The sequence below is a fragment of the Psychrobacillus sp. FSL K6-4046 genome, from assembly GCF_038624605.1.
Lineage (GTDB): Bacteria > Bacillota > Bacilli > Bacillales_A > Planococcaceae > Psychrobacillus.
This window is the reverse complement of sequence record NZ_CP152020.1, coordinates 3,816,432-3,838,935: the sequence shown is the minus strand read 5'-3', so window position 1 is coordinate 3,838,935 and position 22,504 is coordinate 3,816,432. Positions and strand designations below refer to the sequence as shown.

General features: G+C 36.4%; 23 protein-coding genes and 1 riboswitch. Of the genes, 16 read left to right on the top strand and 7 right to left on the bottom strand.

Translation table 11 applies throughout. The features are described from left to right. Positions 1-5: 5 nt before the first annotated feature. Positions 6-935: a formimidoylglutamase gene (gene hutG / locus MKY09_RS18975; protein WP_169359790.1), complete on the bottom strand. Its 930-nt coding sequence runs from the start codon at positions 933-935 to the stop codon at positions 6-8. A gap of 117 nt (positions 936-1,052) precedes the next feature. Here hutG and MKY09_RS18970 point away from each other — a divergent pair, with 117 nt between their 5' ends. Both MKY09_RS18970 and MKY09_RS18965 read left to right on the top strand, forming a co-directional pair. Beyond that, positions 1,053-1,931 (top strand): LysR family transcriptional regulator, encoded by an 879-nt coding sequence (locus MKY09_RS18970; RefSeq protein ID WP_342567321.1) that lies wholly within the window; start codon positions 1,053-1,055, stop codon positions 1,929-1,931. 271 nt (positions 1,932-2,202) lie between these two features. Then, complete coding sequence (locus MKY09_RS18965) at positions 2,203-3,762, top strand: malate:quinone oxidoreductase (protein ID WP_298468723.1); 1,560 nt, start codon at positions 2,203-2,205, stop codon at positions 3,760-3,762. A gap of 98 nt (positions 3,763-3,860) precedes the next feature. Here the strand turns inward: MKY09_RS18965 and MKY09_RS18960 are convergent, their stop codons facing one another. After that, positions 3,861-5,276, bottom strand: coding sequence for a LysM peptidoglycan-binding domain-containing protein (locus MKY09_RS18960; protein ID WP_342567320.1), 1,416 nt, complete (start codon positions 5,274-5,276; stop codon positions 3,861-3,863). A gap of 349 nt (positions 5,277-5,625) precedes the next feature. Between MKY09_RS18960 and MKY09_RS18955 the strand changes: the two genes are divergently transcribed. Both MKY09_RS18955 and splB read left to right on the top strand, forming a co-directional pair. After that, a complete protein-coding gene (locus tag MKY09_RS18955) occupies positions 5,626-5,847 on the top strand; it encodes a transcriptional regulator SplA domain-containing protein (protein WP_342567319.1) in 222 nt (73 codons plus the stop codon). Between the two features lie 12 nt (positions 5,848-5,859). Next, positions 5,860-6,888 (top strand): spore photoproduct lyase, encoded by a 1,029-nt coding sequence (gene splB, locus MKY09_RS18950; protein ID WP_251555649.1) that lies wholly within the window; start codon positions 5,860-5,862, stop codon positions 6,886-6,888. Between the two features lie 86 nt (positions 6,889-6,974). Here the strand turns inward: splB and pgeF are convergent, their stop codons facing one another. Continuing rightward, a complete protein-coding gene (pgeF, locus tag MKY09_RS18945) occupies positions 6,975-7,736 on the bottom strand; it encodes a peptidoglycan editing factor PgeF (RefSeq protein ID WP_298468729.1) in 762 nt (253 codons plus the stop codon). A 302-nt stretch (positions 7,737-8,038) separates the two neighbouring features. Between pgeF and safA the strand changes: the two genes are divergently transcribed. The 8 genes from safA (at position 8,039) to MKY09_RS18905 (ending at position 15,500) form a co-directional block, all read left to right on the top strand. Further along, positions 8,039-8,644, top strand: coding sequence for a SafA/ExsA family spore coat assembly protein (gene safA, locus MKY09_RS18940; protein ID WP_240949718.1), 606 nt, complete (start codon positions 8,039-8,041; stop codon positions 8,642-8,644). Between the two features lie 294 nt (positions 8,645-8,938). Then, on the top strand, positions 8,939-9,916 hold the full coding sequence (locus MKY09_RS18935) for a M23 family metallopeptidase (protein WP_298468734.1): 978 nt from the start codon (positions 8,939-8,941) through the stop codon (positions 9,914-9,916). Between the two features lie 135 nt (positions 9,917-10,051). Beyond that, positions 10,052-10,234, top strand: a riboswitch (Lysine riboswitch). A gap of 127 nt (positions 10,235-10,361) precedes the next feature. Beyond that, the gene (locus tag MKY09_RS18930; RefSeq protein WP_298468736.1) at positions 10,362-11,198 is read left to right on the top strand and encodes a transporter substrate-binding domain-containing protein; all 837 of its coding nucleotides are present in this window, start codon (positions 10,362-10,364) and stop codon (positions 11,196-11,198) included. Positions 11,199-11,303: 105 nt separating this feature from the next. Continuing rightward, positions 11,304-12,065 carry an amino acid ABC transporter permease gene (locus MKY09_RS18925; RefSeq protein ID WP_169359780.1) on the top strand — a complete coding sequence of 254 codons (762 nt, stop codon included), beginning with the start codon at positions 11,304-11,306 and terminating at the stop codon, positions 12,063-12,065. A 17-nt stretch (positions 12,066-12,082) separates the two neighbouring features. Further along, entirely contained in the window at positions 12,083-12,817 is a 735-nt protein-coding gene (locus tag MKY09_RS18920) for an amino acid ABC transporter ATP-binding protein (RefSeq protein ID WP_298468742.1), read from the top strand. A 168-nt stretch (positions 12,818-12,985) separates the two neighbouring features. Then, positions 12,986-13,786 carry an alpha/beta hydrolase gene (locus tag MKY09_RS18915; RefSeq protein WP_298468745.1) on the top strand — a complete coding sequence of 267 codons (801 nt, stop codon included), beginning with the start codon at positions 12,986-12,988 and terminating at the stop codon, positions 13,784-13,786. An 18-nt stretch (positions 13,787-13,804) separates the two neighbouring features. Continuing rightward, positions 13,805-14,779 carry a sensor domain-containing diguanylate cyclase gene (locus tag MKY09_RS18910; protein ID WP_298468748.1) on the top strand — a complete coding sequence of 325 codons (975 nt, stop codon included), beginning with the start codon at positions 13,805-13,807 and terminating at the stop codon, positions 14,777-14,779. Positions 14,780-14,792: 13 nt separating this feature from the next. Then, on the top strand, positions 14,793-15,500 hold the full coding sequence (locus MKY09_RS18905; RefSeq protein WP_169359776.1) for a GNAT family N-acetyltransferase: 708 nt from the start codon (positions 14,793-14,795) through the stop codon (positions 15,498-15,500). A 50-nt stretch (positions 15,501-15,550) separates the two neighbouring features. Here the strand turns inward: MKY09_RS18905 and MKY09_RS18900 are convergent, their stop codons facing one another. Further along, positions 15,551-15,886 (bottom strand): heme oxygenase, encoded by a 336-nt coding sequence (locus MKY09_RS18900; RefSeq protein WP_342567318.1) that lies wholly within the window; start codon positions 15,884-15,886, stop codon positions 15,551-15,553. A 262-nt stretch (positions 15,887-16,148) separates the two neighbouring features. Here MKY09_RS18900 and MKY09_RS18895 point away from each other — a divergent pair, with 262 nt between their 5' ends. Next, positions 16,149-17,315 (top strand): TraB/GumN family protein, encoded by a 1,167-nt coding sequence (locus tag MKY09_RS18895; protein ID WP_342567317.1) that lies wholly within the window; start codon positions 16,149-16,151, stop codon positions 17,313-17,315. Here MKY09_RS18895 and MKY09_RS18890 read toward each other — a convergent pair. After that, the gene (locus MKY09_RS18890) at positions 17,302-17,607 is read right to left on the bottom strand and encodes a hypothetical protein (RefSeq protein WP_342567316.1); all 306 of its coding nucleotides are present in this window, start codon (positions 17,605-17,607) and stop codon (positions 17,302-17,304) included. The two genes, MKY09_RS18895 and MKY09_RS18890, sit on opposite strands and share 14 nt — an antisense overlap. Positions 17,608-17,706: 99 nt before the next feature. Here MKY09_RS18890 and MKY09_RS18885 point away from each other — a divergent pair, with 99 nt between their 5' ends. Then, a complete protein-coding gene (locus MKY09_RS18885) occupies positions 17,707-18,699 on the top strand; it encodes an EAL domain-containing protein (RefSeq protein WP_298466758.1) in 993 nt (330 codons plus the stop codon). Between the two features lie 45 nt (positions 18,700-18,744). On the opposite strand, the gene tatA is transcribed toward MKY09_RS18885, so the two are convergent. Together tatA and tatC are read right to left on the bottom strand one after the other, a co-directional pair. After that, positions 18,745-18,948 (bottom strand): twin-arginine translocase TatA/TatE family subunit, encoded by a 204-nt coding sequence (tatA, locus tag MKY09_RS18880; protein ID WP_251555642.1) that lies wholly within the window; start codon positions 18,946-18,948, stop codon positions 18,745-18,747. Between the two features lie 82 nt (positions 18,949-19,030). Next, the gene (gene tatC, locus MKY09_RS18875) at positions 19,031-19,804 is read right to left on the bottom strand and encodes a twin-arginine translocase subunit TatC (protein WP_169361282.1); all 774 of its coding nucleotides are present in this window, start codon (positions 19,802-19,804) and stop codon (positions 19,031-19,033) included. 396 nt (positions 19,805-20,200) lie between these two features. Between tatC and MKY09_RS18870 the strand changes: the two genes are divergently transcribed. Both MKY09_RS18870 and MKY09_RS18865 read left to right on the top strand, forming a co-directional pair. Then, the gene (locus MKY09_RS18870; protein WP_298466767.1) at positions 20,201-21,400 is read left to right on the top strand and encodes an MFS transporter; all 1,200 of its coding nucleotides are present in this window, start codon (positions 20,201-20,203) and stop codon (positions 21,398-21,400) included. Positions 21,401-21,424: 24 nt separating this feature from the next. Continuing rightward, the gene (locus tag MKY09_RS18865) at positions 21,425-22,486 is read left to right on the top strand and encodes a CapA family protein (protein WP_342567315.1); all 1,062 of its coding nucleotides are present in this window, start codon (positions 21,425-21,427) and stop codon (positions 22,484-22,486) included. Positions 22,487-22,504: the final 18 nt, after the last annotated feature.

Genomic DNA, 22,504 nt, shown 5'->3' with positions numbered 1-22,504 from the left:
CTTGTTTATTCGAAACTATTCATAATTACTTCATTGATATAGTAAGCTCCCAATTTTGCCGTCCGGTTATCTACATCAAGTAAAGGGTTGACCTCACAAATACTAAAGCTGACTGTTTTTTTATGAGAAGCCATTTGTCGTAGAATGTCTCGGACCTTTACAGCTGATAAGCCAAATGGTGACGGTGCACTGACTCCAGGCGCCTCCGCAGCATTTAAAACATCCATACAAAGTGTAACGAGCAACACATCATGTGTATCCATAAAATTATGTAAGTCTATAGTAAACGAAGGGAAGTCCAACTGTTCATCTGTAAAATAACTCACATTATACTGATCTGCTATATCAAATAAGGCAGTGGTATTGCCATATTGTTGAATACCGCAAACGAAATAATCTGCATTTGGATCCTCATCTAAAATTTGCTTAAACATCGTACCTGAGGAAGGCTGTTTATCGTATGAGCGCATGTCAAAGTGTGCATCTATATTAATTAATCCAATGGAAGCATCTGGACCAAATGCTTTTCGCACACCTAAATACTGTCCGTACAATGTTTCATGCCCACCGCCTAGTACGATCGCCTTTCCATTTGATAAGATGTTGGAAACCTTATCTCCTAGTTCACTTTGAGCTTGCTCTAATTCATTGCCTTCGCAAATGACATCCCCATAATCTATTAAAGCGTTTTCATAATTTGGATGACGCCAAGGTAATGTTGCTAACTGTTTACGTAAAGCGAGAGGTGCATTCTTTGCTCCAATGCGTCCGTTGTTACGTTGTACTCCTTCATCACATGCAAAGCCAATTATTCCAATGTTCCCTTGAGTATCTGTAGATGCCAACTGCACTACTTGATGATAACGGTAGTAAGTGTGGTCTGACTCATGATCCACGCGACCTTGCCATATTTTTAACTCTGTAGGTTTATGCATATTTCCACCCTCATTTATCTAAAAAATCATATTGTTAGTATAATTTTAAACATTTATAATAACCAATATTAATTTTTTATATTATAATAGTTTAAAACTATAAATGGGGGCGAAGAATTGGATTTACGAAAGATGTATTACTTTAATGCCACTGTGAAATATCGCAGCTTTTCCAGGGCAGCTAAAGCCTTGCATATTTCTCAGCCTTCATTAAGTAATGCCATTAAGGCACTTGAGCAAGAAATGGATACTCCGTTAATAGAAAGAACAACAAAGCAGTTTCAATTAACAGAAATGGGTCAGCAGTTTTGGGAACGGTCAAAAGGCTTAGTTGCTCAGTTCGAGGTCATGCAAACAGAGTTAAAGGAGCTGGCAAAAGGAGAACAGTTAGAAATCAGATTAGGAGTAATTGAATCAGCAAATTATTGGTTGTCACAAGTCATTACTGATTATCAAAAGTTATATCCATCCAACCAGCTTACTCTTATTGACACGCTTTATAATCAAACAGTAAGACAAGCATTGCTAGGCTTACATGTACATGGAGTCATTACAAACCAGCACATTGTGGATGAAGAAATACAAAGTGAATTATTGTATAACGAACCCTATGTTGTACTTATAAAAAAAGATCATCCTTTTGCCCAAAAAGAACAACTTACACTGAAGGATTTTACTCAGGAACCACTTATAATAGGGATGCCTGAGTTTGAAACAAGTGCACAAATATTAAAGGCATTTGAACAGGAAAATGTGACACCACATATATCCTATAAAATAGAGAGATTTGAAATGATAAAAGTATTAGTAGAGGAAGGTTTAGGAATTGCGATTCTACCCCAAAATTATGTTACGCAGCATCTATCTGACTCTCTACTAACACGCCCTGTTCATAGTGCATATTTAAATCGGAACGTATATTTAAGTACCATGAGGGGCCGTACATTTTCCAAGAGTATTTTAGTGCTATTCGAACTCATAAAGAAGATGCATTAATTATCTACAATCCTAATGTTTGCTTCTGTTAGACGGATTTAGAATTAAAAATCTCGTTATTTTTGAAGATTTTTTTAGCTCCATTATCTAAATTAATTCACAATTTCTACACACTTTAAAAAAATCATTAATTATATTATAATAGAATAGATATTCTGAACTTATAAACAAATTTAAAGCAATAGTCACGGTTATATAGAGTCAGAAGCAGGTTAACTAACTCTTTGTTTTGGTAGCGTTAACAAGGCTTCTGCAAATATAAAGTATAGGGATGGTAAAAGTGAGCAACACAGAAACTAAAACAGATGTTATCTTAATTGGTGCCGGTATTATGAGCGCGACTTTAGGAACGCTTTTAAAGGAATTAGTACCGGAGTGGGATATAAAAGTATTTGAGAAGCTCGAAAGTGCAGGAGAAGAGAGCTCAAATGAATGGAATAATGCGGGAACAGGACATGCAGCTCTTTGTGAGCTCAACTACACTTCTGTAAGACCAGATGGTTCTATTGATATCACAAAAGCAATCAATGTAAATGAACAGTTTCAGGTTTCTATGCAATTTTGGTCTCATCTCGTAAAAAGTAATTTAATCGAGAATCCTCAGGACTTTATTATGCCTTTACCTCATATGAGTATGGTTCAAGGAACAGAAAACGTGGAGTTCTTGAAGAAGCGCTTTGAAGCGATGACCCAGAATCCATTATTTGAAGGAATGGAATTCTCTGATGATCCAGCCCAGTTAAAAGAATGGATTCCATTAATCATGGAAAACCGTACCGCTAATGAAGCGATCGCTGCAACTAAAATTGACACTGGTACAGATGTTAACTTTGGGGCATTGACTCGTATGTTGTTCGATCACTTAAAGACTAAAAATGTTAAGGTCAATTATAAGTCTAGTGTAGAGAATTTAAACCGTACGCCAGATGGCAAATGGGAAGTAAAAGTGAAGAACCTCGCGGAAGGCAAAATCGAGAACCATACAGCGAAATTCGTCTTTGTTGGTGGTGGAGGCGGAAGTCTACATCTCCTACAAAAATCGGGTATTCCTGAAGGAAAACATATCGGTGGCTTCCCAGTAAGCGGTATATTCATGGTTTGTAATAATCCTGAAATAGTTGCGAAGCATCATGCTAAGGTATATGGTAAAGCTGCTGTTGGAGCTCCACCAATGTCTGTACCTCATTTGGATACTCGCTTTATTGACAATAAAAAATCACTACTATTTGGACCTTTCGCTGGTTTCTCACCGAAGTTCCTAAAAACTGGATCGATGATGGATTTAGTAACTTCTGTTAAGCCACATAATCTCTTTACAATGCTAGCTGCAGGTGCCAAAGAGATGTCTCTAACAAAATATTTGGTCCAACAGGTAATGCTGTCTAAAGAACAACGCTTGGAAGAGCTACGAATCTTTATCCCAGATGCTAAAGCAGAGGATTGGGACTTAGTTGTAGCAGGCCAACGCGTACAAGTGATTAAGGACACAGAAGCTGGAGGAAAAGGAACTCTTCAATTTGGTACAGAAGTTATCACTGCAGAGGACGGTTCCATCGCGGCCTTATTAGGTGCTTCTCCAGGTGCCTCTACTGCAGTACCAGTTATGTTGGACGTTCTTAAACGATGCTTCCCAGATCATATAACGGAGTGGGAGCCAAAGATCAAAGAGATGATTCCATCTTACGGTATGTCTCTTATGAACAACCCAGAGCTACTTAAGGATGTACATGCAGAAACAGCAGAAACACTTCGACTAAAAATAGACCAAAAGGTAGCAGAGAACATGGAACCTTTGGAAGACGTTAGTGAAGTTATAGACGATATTGTATAAGCGATATTTTATAAATCATCAAGAACCTACCATCTTCAATAGATGGTAGGTTTTTTTCTTTATTTATAGTCACTCAACATGTAAATGAGAGATAGGCTTTAATCTTTTATTTTCTTTACTACAAAGTTATCATCTAACAATACCCAGTTTTGAGGGAAGGAATAACCTAACACCCAATAACTAATACCTCGCAAACGATATTGTTTGACTAAATTAAATTTAGCCTGAGCACTTCGAGCATCCTCAAACCAAACCTCATGTTTCTGTCCCTGCTCATCTGTGTAATTAAAAAAAGGTGATTGAGCCACTGTATCAAACTGTATTCTTGCTCCGTATTGGGTAGCCAATGTAATTGCATCCTGCGGGCTAAAGGTCTCTGCAATTTGCCCAGCTTCATGAGGAATTCTCCAGTCTCTTGCATATATTTGAAAGCCTAAAAATAGTTTGTCTGCAGGAATAACAGTTAAAGCATATTCTACTACCTTTTTCATTTGATTGACGGGGGAAATCGCTTGAGGAGATGCACCGCGCCAACCCCATTCATACGTCATTAGGATCACAAAGTCTGCAATTCTTCCATGTGCTTCATAATCATGTGCTTCATATAGCAAGCCGGATTGAGTCTCGCTAACTTTAGGAGCAACTGCAGTAGAAACAAAGTACCCTTTAGGATGAAGTGTATCGGCTGCTAGCTGGAGAAAGGAGGTATAAGCATCTCTGTCTTCTGGTAATACGTTTTCCAGGTCAATATTCAATCCTCTATAACCCTTATCCTCCATAATCTGAAGAACGTTTGTCATCAATTTCTTTAATATATCTGGATTAGAGAAAATGACATGCATGAGATTAGTTCCAGCCTCAGTAGATGAAAAATTGGTGATCACCATCATTGGTACAATATTGTCGGTAACAGCTGCTTCTATTAACAGTTCGTCCTGTAAGGGCTCTAAATCACCACTTTCTGTAAGCTTGTAAGCAAAGGGACTAATATAGGTGAGTAGAGATTGAAGACTGTTTACCGTCTGGACGGCATCCTCTTCTTTCTGATAGGTATAGGCGTTCACTTCGACTAATGGCTTGACTCTAGGAATGATTAGTTGTGTTCCTGGATATAGGAGGCCAGGCGTTTGTATTTTATTTTGATTAATAAGTGCTTGAATAGTTGTTCCATAAAGGCTAGCAATTTGTCGTAGTGTTTCACCAGGTTGCACAACATGAATGATAGGAGGAATAAAAATTCGCTCACCAGGATATAAAAGATTTGGATTTGCTAGTCTGTTAGAAAGAAGAATAGTTTGTTCCGTTATACCATACTGTTGTGCGATTGACCAAAGAGTTTCGCCAGTTTGAACTGTATGATAGACTCCATAAATAGGAATAATAAGCGATTGACCAACCAATAGAGTATTTGGATCAGGTAATTGGTTCGCTTGTAAAATCGCATTTATATCTATGTGGTACCGATTAGCAATTTCCCAAAGCGTATCTCCATTATTAACGACATATATAATCAATGGGCAGCTCCTTTTTTCTTAGGTTTACTAAAGCATATGTTTAGTTAACCGAATATAAATGTAGAACTTATACTTTTTTAAAATTCTCCTATTTATTTTTTCTAAGGGATGGCCTGTCTGAATGAAATAAGGATTAAAATATTTCTTGATTACCGCAATATATGTAGGGAATCACAAATTTCTTTGTACTTAATATGTTATAGGGTCTTTTAAAGAAATTATGATTTTGATTTCAATAACTAAACCATTATTCGATTTAGCGGATATGGTTTTTTCAATTGTATTTATTACATAAATTCTTTTAGGAAAGCCAAGCTAGTGAAAAAGCTAGGAGTGTGAGAGAAGCAAAATGGAAGATTATACAGCAGGAGATATTGTTTATATTTTTTATCGGAACCCCCATATCCAAAGTGTAGCTAACATTCAATCAGCTGCAGTAGTTAATGATCCAGATAACCCGGATGGACTGGCTGTTTTTGTTTATGAAACATATTATCCTTTAACAGCTGATTTGGCTATTTATACAAGTGCTTTTGAAGCAGAGCAAGCGTATCGTCACTATTTTCAATAATGGAGGTTGAACATGAGAAAACCTTTTACACCTCAGCTTGTGTATTTTGAGCCAAAGGCACTTGATTATCCACTAGGTAGAGAACTGAAAGAAAAGTTTGAGAAAATGGGGAAAGAAATTCATTATACGACCTCTCATAACCAAATACGTAACCTTCCTGGAGATAATGACTTTCAAAAATACCGCATAGCTAAGTCTACGCTAGTTGTAGGAATTAGAAAAACCCTGAAATTTGATTCCTCTAAGCCTTCTGCGGAATATGCCATTCCTTTTGCTACTGGTTGCATGGGACATTGCCATTATTGCTATTTACAAACAACCATGGGAACCAAACCTTATATCCGTACATATGTGAATGTAGAGGAAATTCTCGGAGCCGCTGATAAGTATATGGAAGAACGTGCACCGGAGATCACAAGATTCGAAGCATCCTGTACCTCTGACATTGTAGGAATAGACCATTTAACTCATACCTTAAAAAGAGCGATTGAACATTTTGGTAAATCGGAATTCGGTAGACTGCGATTCGTGACGAAATTTCACTTTGTAGATCATTTATTAGATGCGAAGCATAATGGAAAGACCAGATTTCGCTTTAGTGTAAATGCGGATTATGTGATTAAAAATTTTGAGCCTGGTACTTCTCCATTAGACAAGAGGATTGAGGCTGCAGGGAAGGTTGCAAGAGCAGGATATCCACTTGGGTTTATTGTCGCTCCTATATATCTTCATGAAGGCTGGAAAGAAGGGTATTATCATATGTTTGAACGATTAGATGCAGAGCTTCCAAAGGATGCACGAGATGATATTACCTTTGAATTCATCCAGCATCGTTTTACGAAGCCTGCTAAAAAGGTGATCGAAAAAAACTACCCAATGACTAAGCTTGAACTGGACGAAGAATCCCGAAGAATAAAATGGGGGAAGTATGGTATAGGAAAATACATTTATCAAAAAGAAGAAGAGGAAGACATCAAAGAGCATCTATATAGTTATATGGAAAAGTTCTTTCCTAATGCAAAATTTGAATACTTTACTTAAAAAAACAGCCCGGTTCTTCACAGAATCGGGCTGTTTAAATGAAGCTTGAGTAATTGATTAAAGAGATTACAACCTATTTTAGAAAGTTACTTCTTCCTCATTATAAAACTTAAATGTCTCCCAGTATTTCTATCCTCTCGGTAAGAGAAGCCATCTGGACTTAAAAAAGTACATGTGCGATCTATCGAAATCTGTTCAAGCGGTATACCAGCCAGTTCACACTGCTTTTGAACGGTCAATTGGTTATCGATATGATATTTGCCTGTTTCTTCTCTGTAATACATAAAGTCATCTGCATACCCTAGGTTCTTAAATTTTGTGTAGACATCCTCATCCACTTCAAACTTTTCTTGGCTTAGTGCAGTGCCTATTTGTACGTGAAAATCAGCTGGGTTACATTGTTCGTGTGTTTTCAGATGCTCAAATAGCTGACTTGTAATTTCCTTGATGGTTCCTTGCCAACCAGAGTGAATGACTCCAATAAGTCCATTAGTTTCATTATAAAAAATGACTGGTACGCAATCTGCTGTAAAACTGCATAATAATAGGTTTGGTTCAAATGTGTAAAGAGCGTCTGTGTCTTTAATAGCGGTTTCCAAAAGCGTTGCTCCATGCCCTTTATCAATCGCGGTCACTTTATAGAAATTTGCACTATGGGTTTGATTGGCACAAACAAAATCTTCTAAACTGCAATTGAGCTGGTCTGCTAATTTCTTGCGATTTTCTAGTATGTGTAAGGGATTTTCACAGATGTGTAAGGCCATATTGTTCTCTTCCCGGGCAGTAGGGTCTTTCATAGTTGTTCCAGAGAGGAAACGTTCGTTGTTTAAATAATTTTTAATATTCATGTAATCACCTATTTTTAATATATCTTAAACACTCATTGTTGTATAGGACAGTAGACTTAACTCAACCTTTAAAAAAACAGAAAAATTATAAAAAGAATTTGTATTTAGAGGAATTTTCCTCCTTGAATATTTCAAAAGTGTTACCTTTGAACCAGTTATTTTTCCCGTACTATCAAGCTTTCTCTTCTATTTGTTCTCCTTTGTAATCTAACTGTAAAATTACATCCAATTATTAAGGGATGATTTATAGGACTTTTTTATTTTACTATATTAATAGAGTAAAAAAAGAAAGGAAGATTACCTTGTTTAAAACTAAATTAAAAGTTGCTGCAGTAGCAGTCGCAATTTCTTTATTATTACCACTAACTGCATTTGCAGCTAATACCTATACAGTTGTATCAGGAGATTCTCTTTGGAAAATAGCAGTAAAAACACAAACCGGAGTTTCAGAATTAATTGAGAAAAATCCTCAGTTAGAAAATCCAAATCTTATTTATCCAGGACAAAAAATTAATGTTCCGACAAAAGATTCTTATAACATTGAACAAGATGTAATTAAACTTGTAAATGTGGAAAGAGCAAATGCTGGCCTGTCTCCTTTAAGCTATGACTGGGAGCTAGGAAGAGTGGCACAATATAAATCACAAGATATGCACGATCAAAAATATTTTAGCCATACAAGTCCTGTTTATGGAACTCCATTTACAATGATGAAGAATTTTGGAATTAGCTATAAATCAGCAGGAGAAAATATCGCACAAGGTCAAACGACTGCGAAAGCAGTAGTTAACGCTTGGATGAATAGTGAAGGACATAGAGCCAATATCTTAAACAAAAACTATACTCATATTGGGGTAGGTTACGTGAAAGACGGAAACTATTGGACTCAAATGTTTATACAAAAATAATTGATTTAGGGTGGGAATGACGACGTAAGTGTTGTCATTTCCACTCTTTTAGTTTACGGCCTATGTCTGCCCTTCAAAGTGTAGATGTAGGCTATTTTCATTTCTGTTTATGTTCCATGTGAAACTTTTCCTTCGATATCAACAATACAAAAAAGAAATAAATAAAGTCTGCAAAAGGAAACGGTCTACACTCTCGTTTCCTTTTCTTTTTGATATTAAGTGAAACCTTAGTTATCTTTTTCCGTATTAGATGATAAATACTTACAATGTTATAAATTGGAGGTAAACAGATCTATGAATGTAGAGAAATTTATATCGCCCGAAAATTTTGGAGAAGTATTCCTATATGGAAACCATGAAGAAATTTATAACCAATGCGTCAAAGAATTTAAAGAGCTAGTATCACTGGACCAATTTATTGATTTAGCCATTTCCTTTAATCAGGAGGTTGAAAGCTACCAAATGATTAAAAAGACCGAGATTGGTTATTCAACTCAGTATTTATGGTTAGATAACAATAAGGAGAGAATAGTTAGTGTAACCTTTGATACGGCTAACTACATCCAGGGCATAGTATTAAAACCTTATGTAACCTTCCCCAAAAGCGATCAACGTTACACCAAAAATAAATATATGATGCCTATTAAAGAAGAATGGTTTGTTTTCTGGGGTGGGACGAATGAATTTCTTAACTATCATTACGTTTATGAATCTCAGCGCTATGCATATGATTTAGTGAAGATGAAGAATGGTCAGACGTATAAGGGTAATAGATTACTTAATGAAAGTTACTATGCTTTTGATAAAGAGGTAGTTGCGCCAGCAGACGGTAAGGTAGTAAAGGTTATGAATGATATTGTAGATAATATTCCCGGAGAAATGAATGAAAAAGAACCAGCCGGAAACTATGTCATTTTGGAGCATGAAAATAGAGAATATAGCTTGCTTGCGCATTTCAAACAATATTCTATAGTAGTAAAAGAAGGAGACGCGGTGAAGCAGGGACAAACAATTGGCCTTTGTGGAAATTCTGGAAACTCCTCTGAGCCTCATATACATTTTCAGGTGATGGATTCGTCTGATTATGTGAACTGCCACTCTATACGTATAAGCTTCTATGATGGGATTGAGCCAATTCAAGGCGATACAGTAACGACCTACAAACCGAACGAAAAGTCGAAAATGGATGTCTTTGACAAAGTGGAAAATACATTTACTTTAGCAGATTTTTTCTTATTTATTCCCCGTATTATAGGTTCATTTTTTAAATAAGACTGTTCGTTTCTATTTAGAATGATGAAGTTTAAAAAATAGTAATATTTTGATTAATCAATAGAATGTTTGTTGACAGATGAAAATCTCTATTGTAGACTATGAACAACTAATTGAATATAACCTCGCTTTTATAAGTGAGGTAGAGGCGCGATATTTAACAGTCCTTAGAGGAGCTTGAGAAGCTTAGATACTAAGGAGAAGGAAATGTCGCCGAAGCTTGTAATAAACTCATTATTACATGCTGGGTCTGCAGTGAAGAATTGCAGGACTGTCCGTTATAAACGTCCCGGTTTATAATGGTGTGCTATCTCATGGGGAAAAGTAGAGGATTTAGGGCAACCATACATTATGACCTGAGTCTACCTCAAGTCTTTTTTTGTACGGTTGTCCTTTTTGTATGGTTGCATACATATAATAACTTTAAAAAAGGAGATTACTAGAGATGAAAAAGAGACTATTTACATTCACATTTTTACTATCCATTTTTTTATTGCTTGCTGCTTGTGGAACGAAAGAGGAAGGAAGCGTTGGATCAGCATCTGCCCAAGATACATTTACAGTAGGACTAGAGGCAGGATATGCACCCTTTAACTGGACTCAAATGGATGACAAAAACGGTGGAGTGAAATTGGACGGTAACGCAGAGTATGCTGGTGGATACGATGTAGAAATTGCTAAAAAAATTGCAGAAGGCTTAGGTAAAGAACTGGTAATCGTTAAAACCGAATGGGACGGTCTAGTTCCAGCTTTAACTTCGGGTAAGATTGATGCAATTATTGCTGGAATGTCACCAACAGCAGAGCGTAAAAAAACAATCGATTTCTCTGAAAACTATTATACTTCCAACTTTGTTATGGTTGTAAAAAAGGGCGGAAAATTTGAGGATGCCACTTCCATTCAAGACTTTAATGGAGCAAAAGTTACAGGCCAATTAAATACTTCCCACTACGGAGTGATAGACCAAATTAAAGGTGTAAAAAAACAGCCTGCATCAGATAACTTTCCAGCAATGCGTGTAGCACTGGAATCCGGCATGATCGACGGTTATGTATCTGAACGTCCAGAAGGAATTAGTGCTTCCTCTGCAAATGATAACTTCAGCATGGTTGAATTCGAAGAAGGATTTGTTGCAGATGAAGAAGAAACAGCTGTTGCAGTAGGATTGAAAAAAGGTAGCGATTTAACAGATAAAATAAATGAAATATTAGCAGGAATTTCAGAAGAAGAGCGTCAAGAAATTATGGATAATGCTATTTCCAATCAACCAGCTGCAGAATAAGTATACTAACGGCTGCTAATAAAAGCAGCCGTTTCGTTTTTTTAAAGTACTTACTTCATTGGTTAGTGGATGTTCGAGGCAACAGAATGTGTAAGGAGGAAGACAATGAGTTTAGAATGGATTATCTCCATTATTACCAATAACTGGCCAATGTTTTTGCGTGGAGCAGGAGTAACCCTGTTGATTTCTATTATAGGAACTATTGTAGGAGCAATCATTGGATTATTAGCAGGCGTTATTAGGACCATCCCACTACCTGAAAAGAGGGTAAGTAGATATTTTTTAAAGCTGGTTAATCTTATCCTATCCATCTATATAGAATTCTTCCGAGGGACACCAATGATCGTCCAAGCCATGGTCATCTTTTATGGATCATCACTGGCCTTTGGGTTAGATATGGATCGTTTACTAGCAGCAATTTTTATTGTATCTATTAATACGGGAGCATATATGGCTGAAATTGTTCGTGGGGGAGTTATTTCAATTGATAAGGGACAATTTGAGGCATCACAAGCGATAGGGATGAATCACATTCAAACTATGCTATATGTTGTGTTACCCCAGGTTATCCGTAACATACTTCCAGCAACCGGCAACCAATTCATCATTAATATTAAAGATACCTCTGTTTTAAATGTGATAGGGGTAACGGAATTATATTTCCAAACGAAGTCTGTAGCTGGAAACAACTTCAGATATTTTGAGTCATTCTTTGTAGCTTGTATTTTATACTTCATCATGACGTTTGCTGTTACATTAATCTTACGACATTTTGAAAAGAAACTAGATGGACCCGAAAACTACACAGTCATTGGTCAGCCTATGCAAATGGCTGTACTGCCAAAAGGTCCTTATGAAAACAAGTAAACAAAGGAGGAGCAAATATGGAACACGTAATTGATATTCAACATTTAAGTAAATCCTTTGGAGCACATGAAGTTTTAAAAGATATAAATTTCTCTGTAAAAAAAGGCGAGGTTGTATGTATCATAGGCTCTTCAGGATCGGGTAAATCAACACTTCTGCGATGTGTTAATTTATTGGAAAAGCCTAGTGGAGGACAAATTATTTATAAAGGAAATAATATTTTAGACAATAAGCATGATATCAATTCCTATAGGACAAAGCTTGGCATGGTATTTCAGCAGTTTAATTTGTTTAATAATCATAATGTATTAAGCAACTGTTCAGTCGGACAGGTAAAGGTATTAAAGCGTTCAAAGGAAGAAGCCGAAAAAATTGCGACGAGATATTTAAAGGTGGTGGGCATGGATGGCTACGTCAATGCTAAGCCAAAGCAATTATCTGGTGGACAAAAGCAAAGAGTGGCTATCGCACGAGCTTTGTCTATGGAGCCTGATGTAATGTTGTTTGATGAGCCTACATCGGCACTTGATCCAGAAATGGTCGGCGAGGTATTAAAAGTTATGAAGGAGCTTGCGCATACTGGTCTTACTATGTTGATCGTTACGCATGAAATGGAATTTGCCAAGGAAGTCTCTGATCGTATAGTCTTCATGGACAAGGGGGTCATTGCAGAGGAAGGTCCCCCCGATCAAATTTTTAATCATCCTTTACAGGAACGGACGAGAGAATTCCTAAAAAGAACGCGGAAGTAGACTCTAGGATGTTAGTAGCATTTCATCTTTTTATCTAGAATAAAATTCAATAAAATAGTATATTGGTAATATATACATTGGATAAATTATCAAATCTATGTAAGGCTTCCCTTTCAAAAGAAAAGGAAGCCTTTTATATAAGGTACGAAATAAACTAGAGGTGTTCCTATGAGTGAAGTATTAAAACGAAATAATGTAAAAGTAATTGGAAATAAGGAAAAAGTAATCATGTTTGCGCATGGATTTGGATGTGACCAAACGATGTGGAGGCATATTATTCCTTCATTTTTGGATGACTATAAAATTGTATTATTTGATTATGTTGGTTCCGGTGAATCGGATTTAAGTGTTTATAATGCAGAGAAATACGCCTCGCTTAAAGGCTATGTCCGAGACGTCTTAGACATAGTAGAGGCATTGGAATTGAGAGACGTTATATTTGTAGGTCATTCGGTAAGCTCCATGATTGGTATGTTAGCAGCGATTCAAAAGCCGGATGTTTTTCAGAAGTTGGTTATGATTGGACCATCTCCGAGATATCTTAATGATCACGAGTATTACGGTGGATTCGATGAAAGAGATATCCACGAGATGCTAGATATGATGGAGATGAATTTTATAGGGTGGGCAAGCTATATGGCTCCAATAGTGGCTGCCACTGAAAAACACCCCGCGGTAGCAAAGGAAGTAGAAAAAAGTTTTAGTTCAACAAATCCGAAGATAACAAAGCAATTTGCAGAGGTGACCTTCTTTTCTGACCATCGTAAAGATTTAGAGAAATCATCTATTCCGGTGCTAATCATTCAATGCTCAGAAGACAGTATTGTTCCTATTCAGGTGGGAGAATATTTACACCATCATATAGAGAATAGTGAATTTAAGATAATGGATGTAAAGGGGCATTATCCTCACCTAAGTCACCCGTGTGAAACAGCGGAGCTCATTAAAGGGTATCTATACCAGGTGTAGGGAAGGGAATGACATTTTATGGAGGAACGTTTGGATTTGGCACCTTGTGGCTATGTCACTATTAGTCAAGAAGGTATGCTAATTGATATGAATAAAACCTTTCTTCAAATGATAGGGTTTTCCTTTGACGATCTTTCTCAAAAACATATAGAAACAATCATGTCTAAAACGAATCAGTTTATATTCCATACTTATTTTTATCCTTATATACGATTATATGGGCATATGGAAGAGTTATTTCTTAGTCTACAGCATAAGGATGGGCAGAGCATTCCTGTGTTGTTAAACGGGAAAAAAGCTACTCGAGAGGGTGCAGATGTAATTGACTGTGTATTAGTTTCAATGGGAAAAAGAATAGGATATGAACAGGAAATTAGGTTAGCAAAAAAGCAATTAGAGGAAGCATTTCGAGAAAAAGAACTGGCTCTTTCTAAATTAGAAGAGCTTCATGAGGAAATAGAGGAAAAGCAAGAAAAGCTACTTGAACTCAATAGCAAGCTAGAGAAATTAGCTATAACTGATAAATTGACTGGTTTAAAAAACCGTCGTTATTTTCATATCAAGCTAGAAGAGATGATCATTCAATACGAGCAAAAAGGACAGGCTTTTTCCTTATGCTTAATTGATATCGATCATTTTAAGCAAGTGAACGATACTTGGGGTCATACAATGGGAGATCAAGTGCTAGAGCAACTAGCAAAAATAGCAGACTTAACAGTACGTCCAGTGGATACATTACTTAGATACGGAGGAGAGGAGTTTATCGTTCTTCTCCCGTTTACTAATGCACAACAGGCTAAAAACCAGGGAGAACGTTTAAGGCAGGAAATAGAAGCAGCAGATTGGGTTATAGGTGAAGTGACGATAAGTATGGGGATAGCAACATATACATCCGAAGACACGCATGCAAGCGTGGTAGAGAAGGCTGACCAAGCGTTATATTATTCCAAGCGAAATGGTAGAAACAGAATTACGCATATAGACGATTTATAAGGGGGGCGCACAAATGGTTGCTTTTAACGTCATAAAAAAAGACCAGGAATACTGGCTTGCCGATCAAATAAAAATGAATCAATCTAAAGAAGTATATTGGGCAGAACTAAAAACCCTTTTAGCAGCTTGGGAAAGCAATCAGGTAAATTATCTGTCGCTTCTGATGGATGCGGAGTATGAGGAACAATTATTAAATGAAGGTTTTCATAAGGTTTCTTCCGTGGTGGAATATACAAGAACACTAGAGGAACGCTTTATTTTAGATAGCTCTATTTTTGTGCAATCTCTTTCGGATAGCTTAATGACAGATGAGGAATTCGCCAAACTATATGATGAATGTCGAAGCGGATCGGCGAACAAAAATAATTTGTTCTCTATTGATCAAATCATGGAAGCCTTCTTAAATGAGTTAGGTCCTAACTGGCGTAACCATTGTCATATCTTCTATAAAGCAAAAGAACCTTTGGGTATCAGCATTCCTCATATAGAAGACGGAACAACTGAGGAAGGTAGGTTGTTTTACTTTGGAGTAACTCCAGAGCATAGAGGTAAAGGTTTCGGTAAGGTACTTCACTTATATTCATTAGAGCTTTTAAAGAATATGCATGCGACATATTATGTAGGTAGTACAGATGAGAACAATGAATACATGATTCGGATTTTTAAAGCCAATGGATGCTTATTAAGGGATAAAAAAGGAATCTATCGTATCGATAAATAAAAGCAAAGGAGCAAGCGAATTAACATCACTTGCTCCTTTTAATAATTTATTTAGTTGGAAATTGCTCCAACAGTAGAAGCAACTTTAGAAATGATTAACTCACTACCTAATAGTGGAGATTCTTTCGATGCTTCTTCAGAACCTGGTTCTGGTCGTTTATGTGCTGCCTTGAAGAGGTCGCTATTTTTCCATGCTTGGAAACTTTCTTCGTTTTCCCAATACATATTGACATTCATTTCATCATATTCAGTGGTACCCTGTGTAATAGTAACCTCTACTTTTACGAAGCCTTCCATTTCTTGAAGTGGACTTGGTTTTGTAAAGTTTGGAGCCATTCTTTCTGCAAATCCTGGTTTTGTTTTAATACGATTCGTAACGATAATCATTGGCCATTCTCCTCTTTTAACTTATTTGAATCAATGTAAGTATAACATTTCAGCCTCAAATTTAAACGTTTCATGTACTAAGAAGAATCACATAATACAAGGAAAAAAACTAAAAATAAACAGATTAGGTTATGATTATATCTCCTATTTTTTTGTATAAACAAATTGAATTTTATGCCCAAGTACTTCATTATTATATATACAAGTCTTTACATGCTCAGTCGATATGTAAAGAAATACATTTACACGAAGGAAGTAGTTTATGTCGGAAGCAAATATAACTCGTTTAGAGGTCGATGGCAAGGAAATTATTTTGATTGGTACTGCTCACGTTTCAAGGTTAAGTGCTGAGCAGGTAAAAGAAGTGATCGAAAAAGAAAAACCGGATTCCGTGTGTATAGAGTTGGACGAACAGAGATATCAATCTATTACAGATAATAACAAATGGAAAGAGACAGATATTTTTAAAATCATAAAAGAGAAGAAAGCGACATTGCTATTGATGAACTTAGCTATTTCTTCCTTTCAAAACCGTATGGCGAAGCAGTTTGATATTAAACCCGGTCAGGAAATGATACAAGGGATAGAGAGTGCAAAAGAAAATGGGGCAGAACTTGTACTAGCGGATCGTAATATCCAAATAACATTTTCACGTATCTGGCATAATCTTGGTTGGCTTGGTAAGTCTCAGCTCTTAACGTCAGTATTTTATAGCATTTTTAGTAAAGATACCATTTCAGAAGAAGAGCTAGAGAATATGAAGTCACAAGACACTCTAAATGCAGTGCTTGCAGAATTCACAGAGTCATTTCCAAGGTTGAAAACACCATTAATCGATGAAAGAGACCAGTTTTTAGCTCAAAAGATTAAGGAAGCTCCAGGGAAAAAAGTTGTAGCAGTTTTAGGGGCAGCTCATGTTCCAGGGATTACAAAAGAAATCTACAAGCATCAAGATTTAGAAGGACTATCAGCTGTCCCTCCGAAATCTATTTTACCTAAAATCATTGGATGGTCCTTGCCTATCCTTTTAATCGCTTTGGTTGCTTATACTTTTATAGCTAATCCTACGGCAGGATGGGACCAGGCATGGAGCTGGATTATTTGGACGGGATCCATGGCGGCAATAGGAGCAATTGTAGCATTAGGTCATCCTTTAGCTATAGTTACAGCCTTTATCGTGGCACCAATAACCGCATTGCACCCTATATTAGCCTCTGGTTGGTTTTCAGGATTAGTGCAGGCTTATATGAAACGACCAACAATAGGGGATTTTGAAAGGCTGTCAGAAGATGTATTTACGATAAAAGGGTTCTGGAAAAATAAGGTGACCAGAGTCTTGCTAGTTTTAGTGTTAACTAACCTGTTTGGTTCTCTCGGTACAATTATCGGTGGTGCTGATGTCATCAGAGTATTCTTTAAAAACCTGTAAAGGAGGAGCGTGTGATGCGCTTCTCTTTTTTGTTGTTTAGGAAATTATAAAACTCGGAACCTGTGGATAAATTGATGTCTAGCTCCACCGCCTTGCCCCTCGGGGTCAAATGGATAAAAGCTCCGGTGGCTGAGGAACTGCCTCCTCGCTTTTCTCTATTTGCCTGTCGGGGCAGACATAGGCGCTTGCGCTTTTCTTGTGTTTCCTTATCCAACAGCCGTTGAATGTGTTTGTAAATTTTGAAATTACTTCTTGTTGCTACACCTATCCTCCCATGTTTTTTTATTTTCATAAATCAAAGACTTCTGATTATGCATGTAACAAAAGATTTAATATAATCATTATAATAGGAAAAAATACATAATTATGGGTATAGGTAGGAGGGATTATATTGGAATGTAGCGGTTGTGCAGTAAGAGATTTGATAGTTGAGTTCAAAATGGACGGTGACCTGAATAATCAGGTGTTCCCGGATATAATAGAGTTTATTCAAAGTAGGACATTAAAGTTAGAAGAGAATAATCGTTATTTTACTCTTCGCGAGAATGATGCGAAGGACTTTGTTGACTATAGTATAGATCATTTAGATATTACGAAGATGTCCTATAAGATTCCTAATAAGGATTGGCAACCTTTCTATAAGATAGAGGAATTATTTAAGGTAGAGTGGGTGGACAGTGTAATTAGGAACGAACAAGTAATTTGCTATTATCAGCCAATTGTAGATAAAAATAACAAGATATATGCCTATGAAATTCTTTCTAGATTTTTAAATGAGGATGGGGAAATCTTATATCCTGGCCAGGTTTTTAGCGCTGCTAAAGAGAGAGGAAGACTGTATGCGTTAGACCGGATTTGTAGAATGACAGCTGTAAAATATGCTGCAAAGCTAGACAATAAAAAAGCGTTCATAAATTTTATACCGACCTCTATCTATTCGCCTGAGCATTGTCTTAAATCTACCAACGAGGTAGCCGATCGTCTAGGTGTTAATCCTAGAAACTTGGTTTTTGAAGTTGTAGAAACCGAAAAAATAGAAGATGTTAACCACTTAAAAAAGATTCTGGCCTTTTATAAAGCAAGGGGCTACCAATATGCCTTAGACGATGTAGGAGAAGGACATAGCACTCTGCAAATGCTAGAGGATATTAAGCCCCATTATATGAAGCTGGACATGAAATATGTTCAAGGGGTGACCTCTGATAAAGAGAAACAAAGAGTTGCATTGCAATTTTTAGAAAAAGCATTAGAAATCCATTCCATCCCATTAGCAGAGGGGGTAGAGCAAAAAGAGGATTTTGAATGGCTGAAAGACGCAGGCTATCAATTATTTCAAGGATACTACTTTGGAAAACCTCTCCCGCATCCCTTGGAATATAAGTGATCAAGAACAAAAAAACCGAGCAAAATATATGCTCGGTTTTTTTTATTATGCTTTCTTTTTAGCGTTTGTATCATTGTCTTCTAACTTGAATTCTTCAGCTACATCGTCAACGATGTCTTTTGTAGACTTTTTAAATTCTTTTAATGTTTGTCCAACTGCTCTACCTAGTTGAGGTAATTTAGAAGGTCCGAAGACGATTAAAGCAATGATTAGAATAATGATTAAACCTGGTACGCCGATGTTTGGCATGGTGTTTCCTCCTAATGAATATAATTGTCTATCTATTCAAATGGCTTAAGTATTAGTCAAGTGTATCGTTATTATATCATGCTTATTCACTTTGGCTGTCCTCGAGTTCTTTTTCTAAAAGAGCCTCTTTGGCTAACCGACGCTTATAAGACCAAGATGATACTAAAATGCTTATTTCAAATAATAACAATAAAGGTATGATAATGATGAAATCTGAGATAAAGTCTGGAGGTGTAATGGAAACCCCTACAACTACTAATACGAAGTATGAAACTTTTCTCATCTTACGCAGTCGATCTGGCGTGATAATTCCCAGCTTCGTAAGGAATAAAATAATTACAGGCAGTTCAAACACTATTCCAACAGGAATAATTAAATTAAACATAAATGTAAAGTATTGCTGCATTCCATAGGTTTCTGTGGCACCTATAGATTCATTAATATTAGACATGAAATCTAACATCAAAGGAAATAAAATAAAGTAGCTAAAGCTAATACCAGCTAAAAATAAGAAAAAAGAAACTGGTATAAAGTAAATAGTCCCTCTAGCTTCCTTGTCCAATAGCCCAGGTCTTACGAATAACCATAATTGATGCATAGCAATTGGTAAGGTTACAAGAATAGCCAAGACTAAAGCACATTTTACATAGATCAATAAACCATCCGTGTAACCGAATATGTTCCATTCTACATGTGCTGCTGTGGGCTGTTGCTTAAGAAAGTTTAATGTTTTAGGAGCAAACCAAAATCCTGCTGCAAGAGATAGGATAAAGGTAGCTGCTATAATTATTAGGCGTTTTCTAAGCTCAGCTAAATGTTCAACTAGTGTAAGCTCCGGCTCTTGTGTAATTGCCATTTTTGTTCACCCCATCTTCTTTAAAACAAAAGGGAAGCAGTTTATATTAGTGCTAAAGTTAGCATATTGTTACATGAATGTCCTGTACCAACTACCCATTATACTCTTTCCAGTCAATTTGTAAACTAGAAAACTTTATAATTGTCATATCAGGATAAAACTGATAACTCCTTATATTCTAAGGGTTTAACGAATAAAATGAAATATTTAAAGCTACCCTTTTGTGTACTTTCTATGAAGAAATATTGTCTAACACATTGCTTTATTAAAGGTTGGTTTAAATTTGTATATTTTCCGTTAGATTTATAAGGGAAATATTTGTAAATAATACTCTTGTTTTCCTGGAAATGAGGTATATAATTCTATCTATCTCATATGAAATGGACGGAATGAATCTTGAGAACGTATAACGAGAAAGTCAGTATATATCATGGCATGGCTTCTACTATTGCTTTAAATTTTTCTAATAATTTTTTCCCGATCTTTGCGATCACTATATTAGGGGCAACTAACTATCAGGTTGGATTAATCAGTTCACTTCCTCCTCTAATCGCATTGCTAATGACAGTGCCTGCAGCTATCCTTTTGAACAAAGCCTATACTCAAAAGAAGCTAGTCGCAGGGTCAATTTTACTTGCAAGATTATGTTTCTTATTTATTGTATTATTGATTTATTTGCCTTCGCCATCTATGCAGGCCTGGTCTTTTTTAATTATTATTGCCCTTATCAGTGTACCCAATACCGTTGCCAATATAGGTTGGCAAACGTTTATCAGTGGGATGATTGCAGAAGAGCGGAGAGGTCAATTTTTTAGTGATCGAAATCGATTGTTGACTTTAGTTGGTCTTGTAGCCACGTTAATGATCGGTATCGTAATGAGAGAGGCTTCTGCAAGTGTAAGTGCATATCAAATTTTGTTTTTGGTAGCCTTATTATTTGGAATATTAGAAGTGTACTTTGTTATGAAGCATGAAGAAGCACCTGTTCAAATAGATGAAAGCGTTGAAAAAAAGAAATCAATGGATTGGTCTATATTTAAAGATTCCAAATATGTTTCTTTCTTAGCAGCAGCTCTCTTTTTTAACTTTGCATGGCAGATGGCGTGGGGTCTATTCAATATTTATAATGTTAGAATAGCAGGAGCTACGATTTTTTGGATAAGTATGTTCTCGGTGGGCAGTATGCTCATGCAATTTTTTACCTTTCCTTTATGGAGGCGCTGGGCAGAGAAATATAGCAATCTTCGAATGTTCATTTGGGCAGCAGCCGGGATGGCTACCACACCCTTTCTTGTTGTATTATCGACCAATTTATATTACTTAACTATAATTCAAACGACATCGGGCTTCTTTCTTTCTGGTACTGTACTCATTCTGTTTAATTTACTTTTGGAGAAGTCACCTGAACAGTCAAGGACTTATTGTATTACTACTTATAATATATTATTGGCATTAGTCGCGTTTATAGCACCTCAAATGGGTATTGTTTTATTAGAGATGGTTGGTATGGAGTCTGCTATGACTATTAATTCCTGTTTGCGGTTGCTAAGTGCTGGCGGTTTTTTATATGTGTATATTAGACAAAGAAATAGATAAAGATGATAGGAGGAGGTTAACATTTTGAAAATTTTACTCCCTTTTCTATTAGTATTTATCATCGTATTATCTTTTTTTAATGCACAAATCGTTAGTCCTATGAAAGAAAACTTTACAGGTAAACAAGTAACCAATTTTCAACAGATTTATAAAGAAAATCAGATAGAAATAGGGATGGTTGGAGATATATTATTGCATAGCCCTCTCTATAACTATTCTAGCTTTCTCCCATCCTTTGCAAATGTGGAGGAAGAACTTACTAATCTGGACTTTTTGCTTGCAAACCAGGAATCCATACCGGCAGGAACAACATTCGGATTATCTGGATACCCTAACTTTTCTAGTCCATCCCATATTATTCGTGATCTGAAAGCAGTTGGCTTCGATTTAATATCCTTAGCCAACAATCATACGTTGGATAAAAAGGAGGAGGGATTATTAGCTGCTATAGAAACATTGGAGGCAAATGAACTTCCTTATATCGGTGCTCATAAATCACTAGAAGATCAACAAACGGAACGAATAGTTGAAGTGAAGGATATTAAACTAGGATTTTTAAGTTATACTTACGGATTAAATGGACATAGAGTGCCAGAAGGCAAAGAATATTTAGTGAACATAATAAACAATGTGCAGATGGAGCAAGACATCCAATCTTTAAGGAAAAAGGTAGATGTGGTAGTAGTTAGTATCCATTGGGGAGAAGAGTATACACTAGAGCCCAATCAGAACCAAAGAGAGCTTGCCCATTTGTTAGCTAATGCAGGAGCAGATATCATTTTTGGTCATCATCCACATGTCATTCAGCCCTATGAAAAAATTACAACGAGTAAGGGAGAAAGCCATGTATTCTTCTCACTAGGTAACTTTTTTTCTGCTCAGCAATTTGATAGTACAAATATCGGTGGTATAGCCAAGCTACAAATCACGAAAAGAGAAGTACAGGACAAGGTGATGATTCGTATTGAAAACCCTTCTTTTACAGGGACAATTGTATCAAAAGGAAATCCGTATAAAGTATCCTTGCTAGAAGAGGTTAATAGTCAAAAAAATGACTGGGTCCAGCAGCATATTTTGGGCGAATAAAGGAATCAAGGAGGTTGC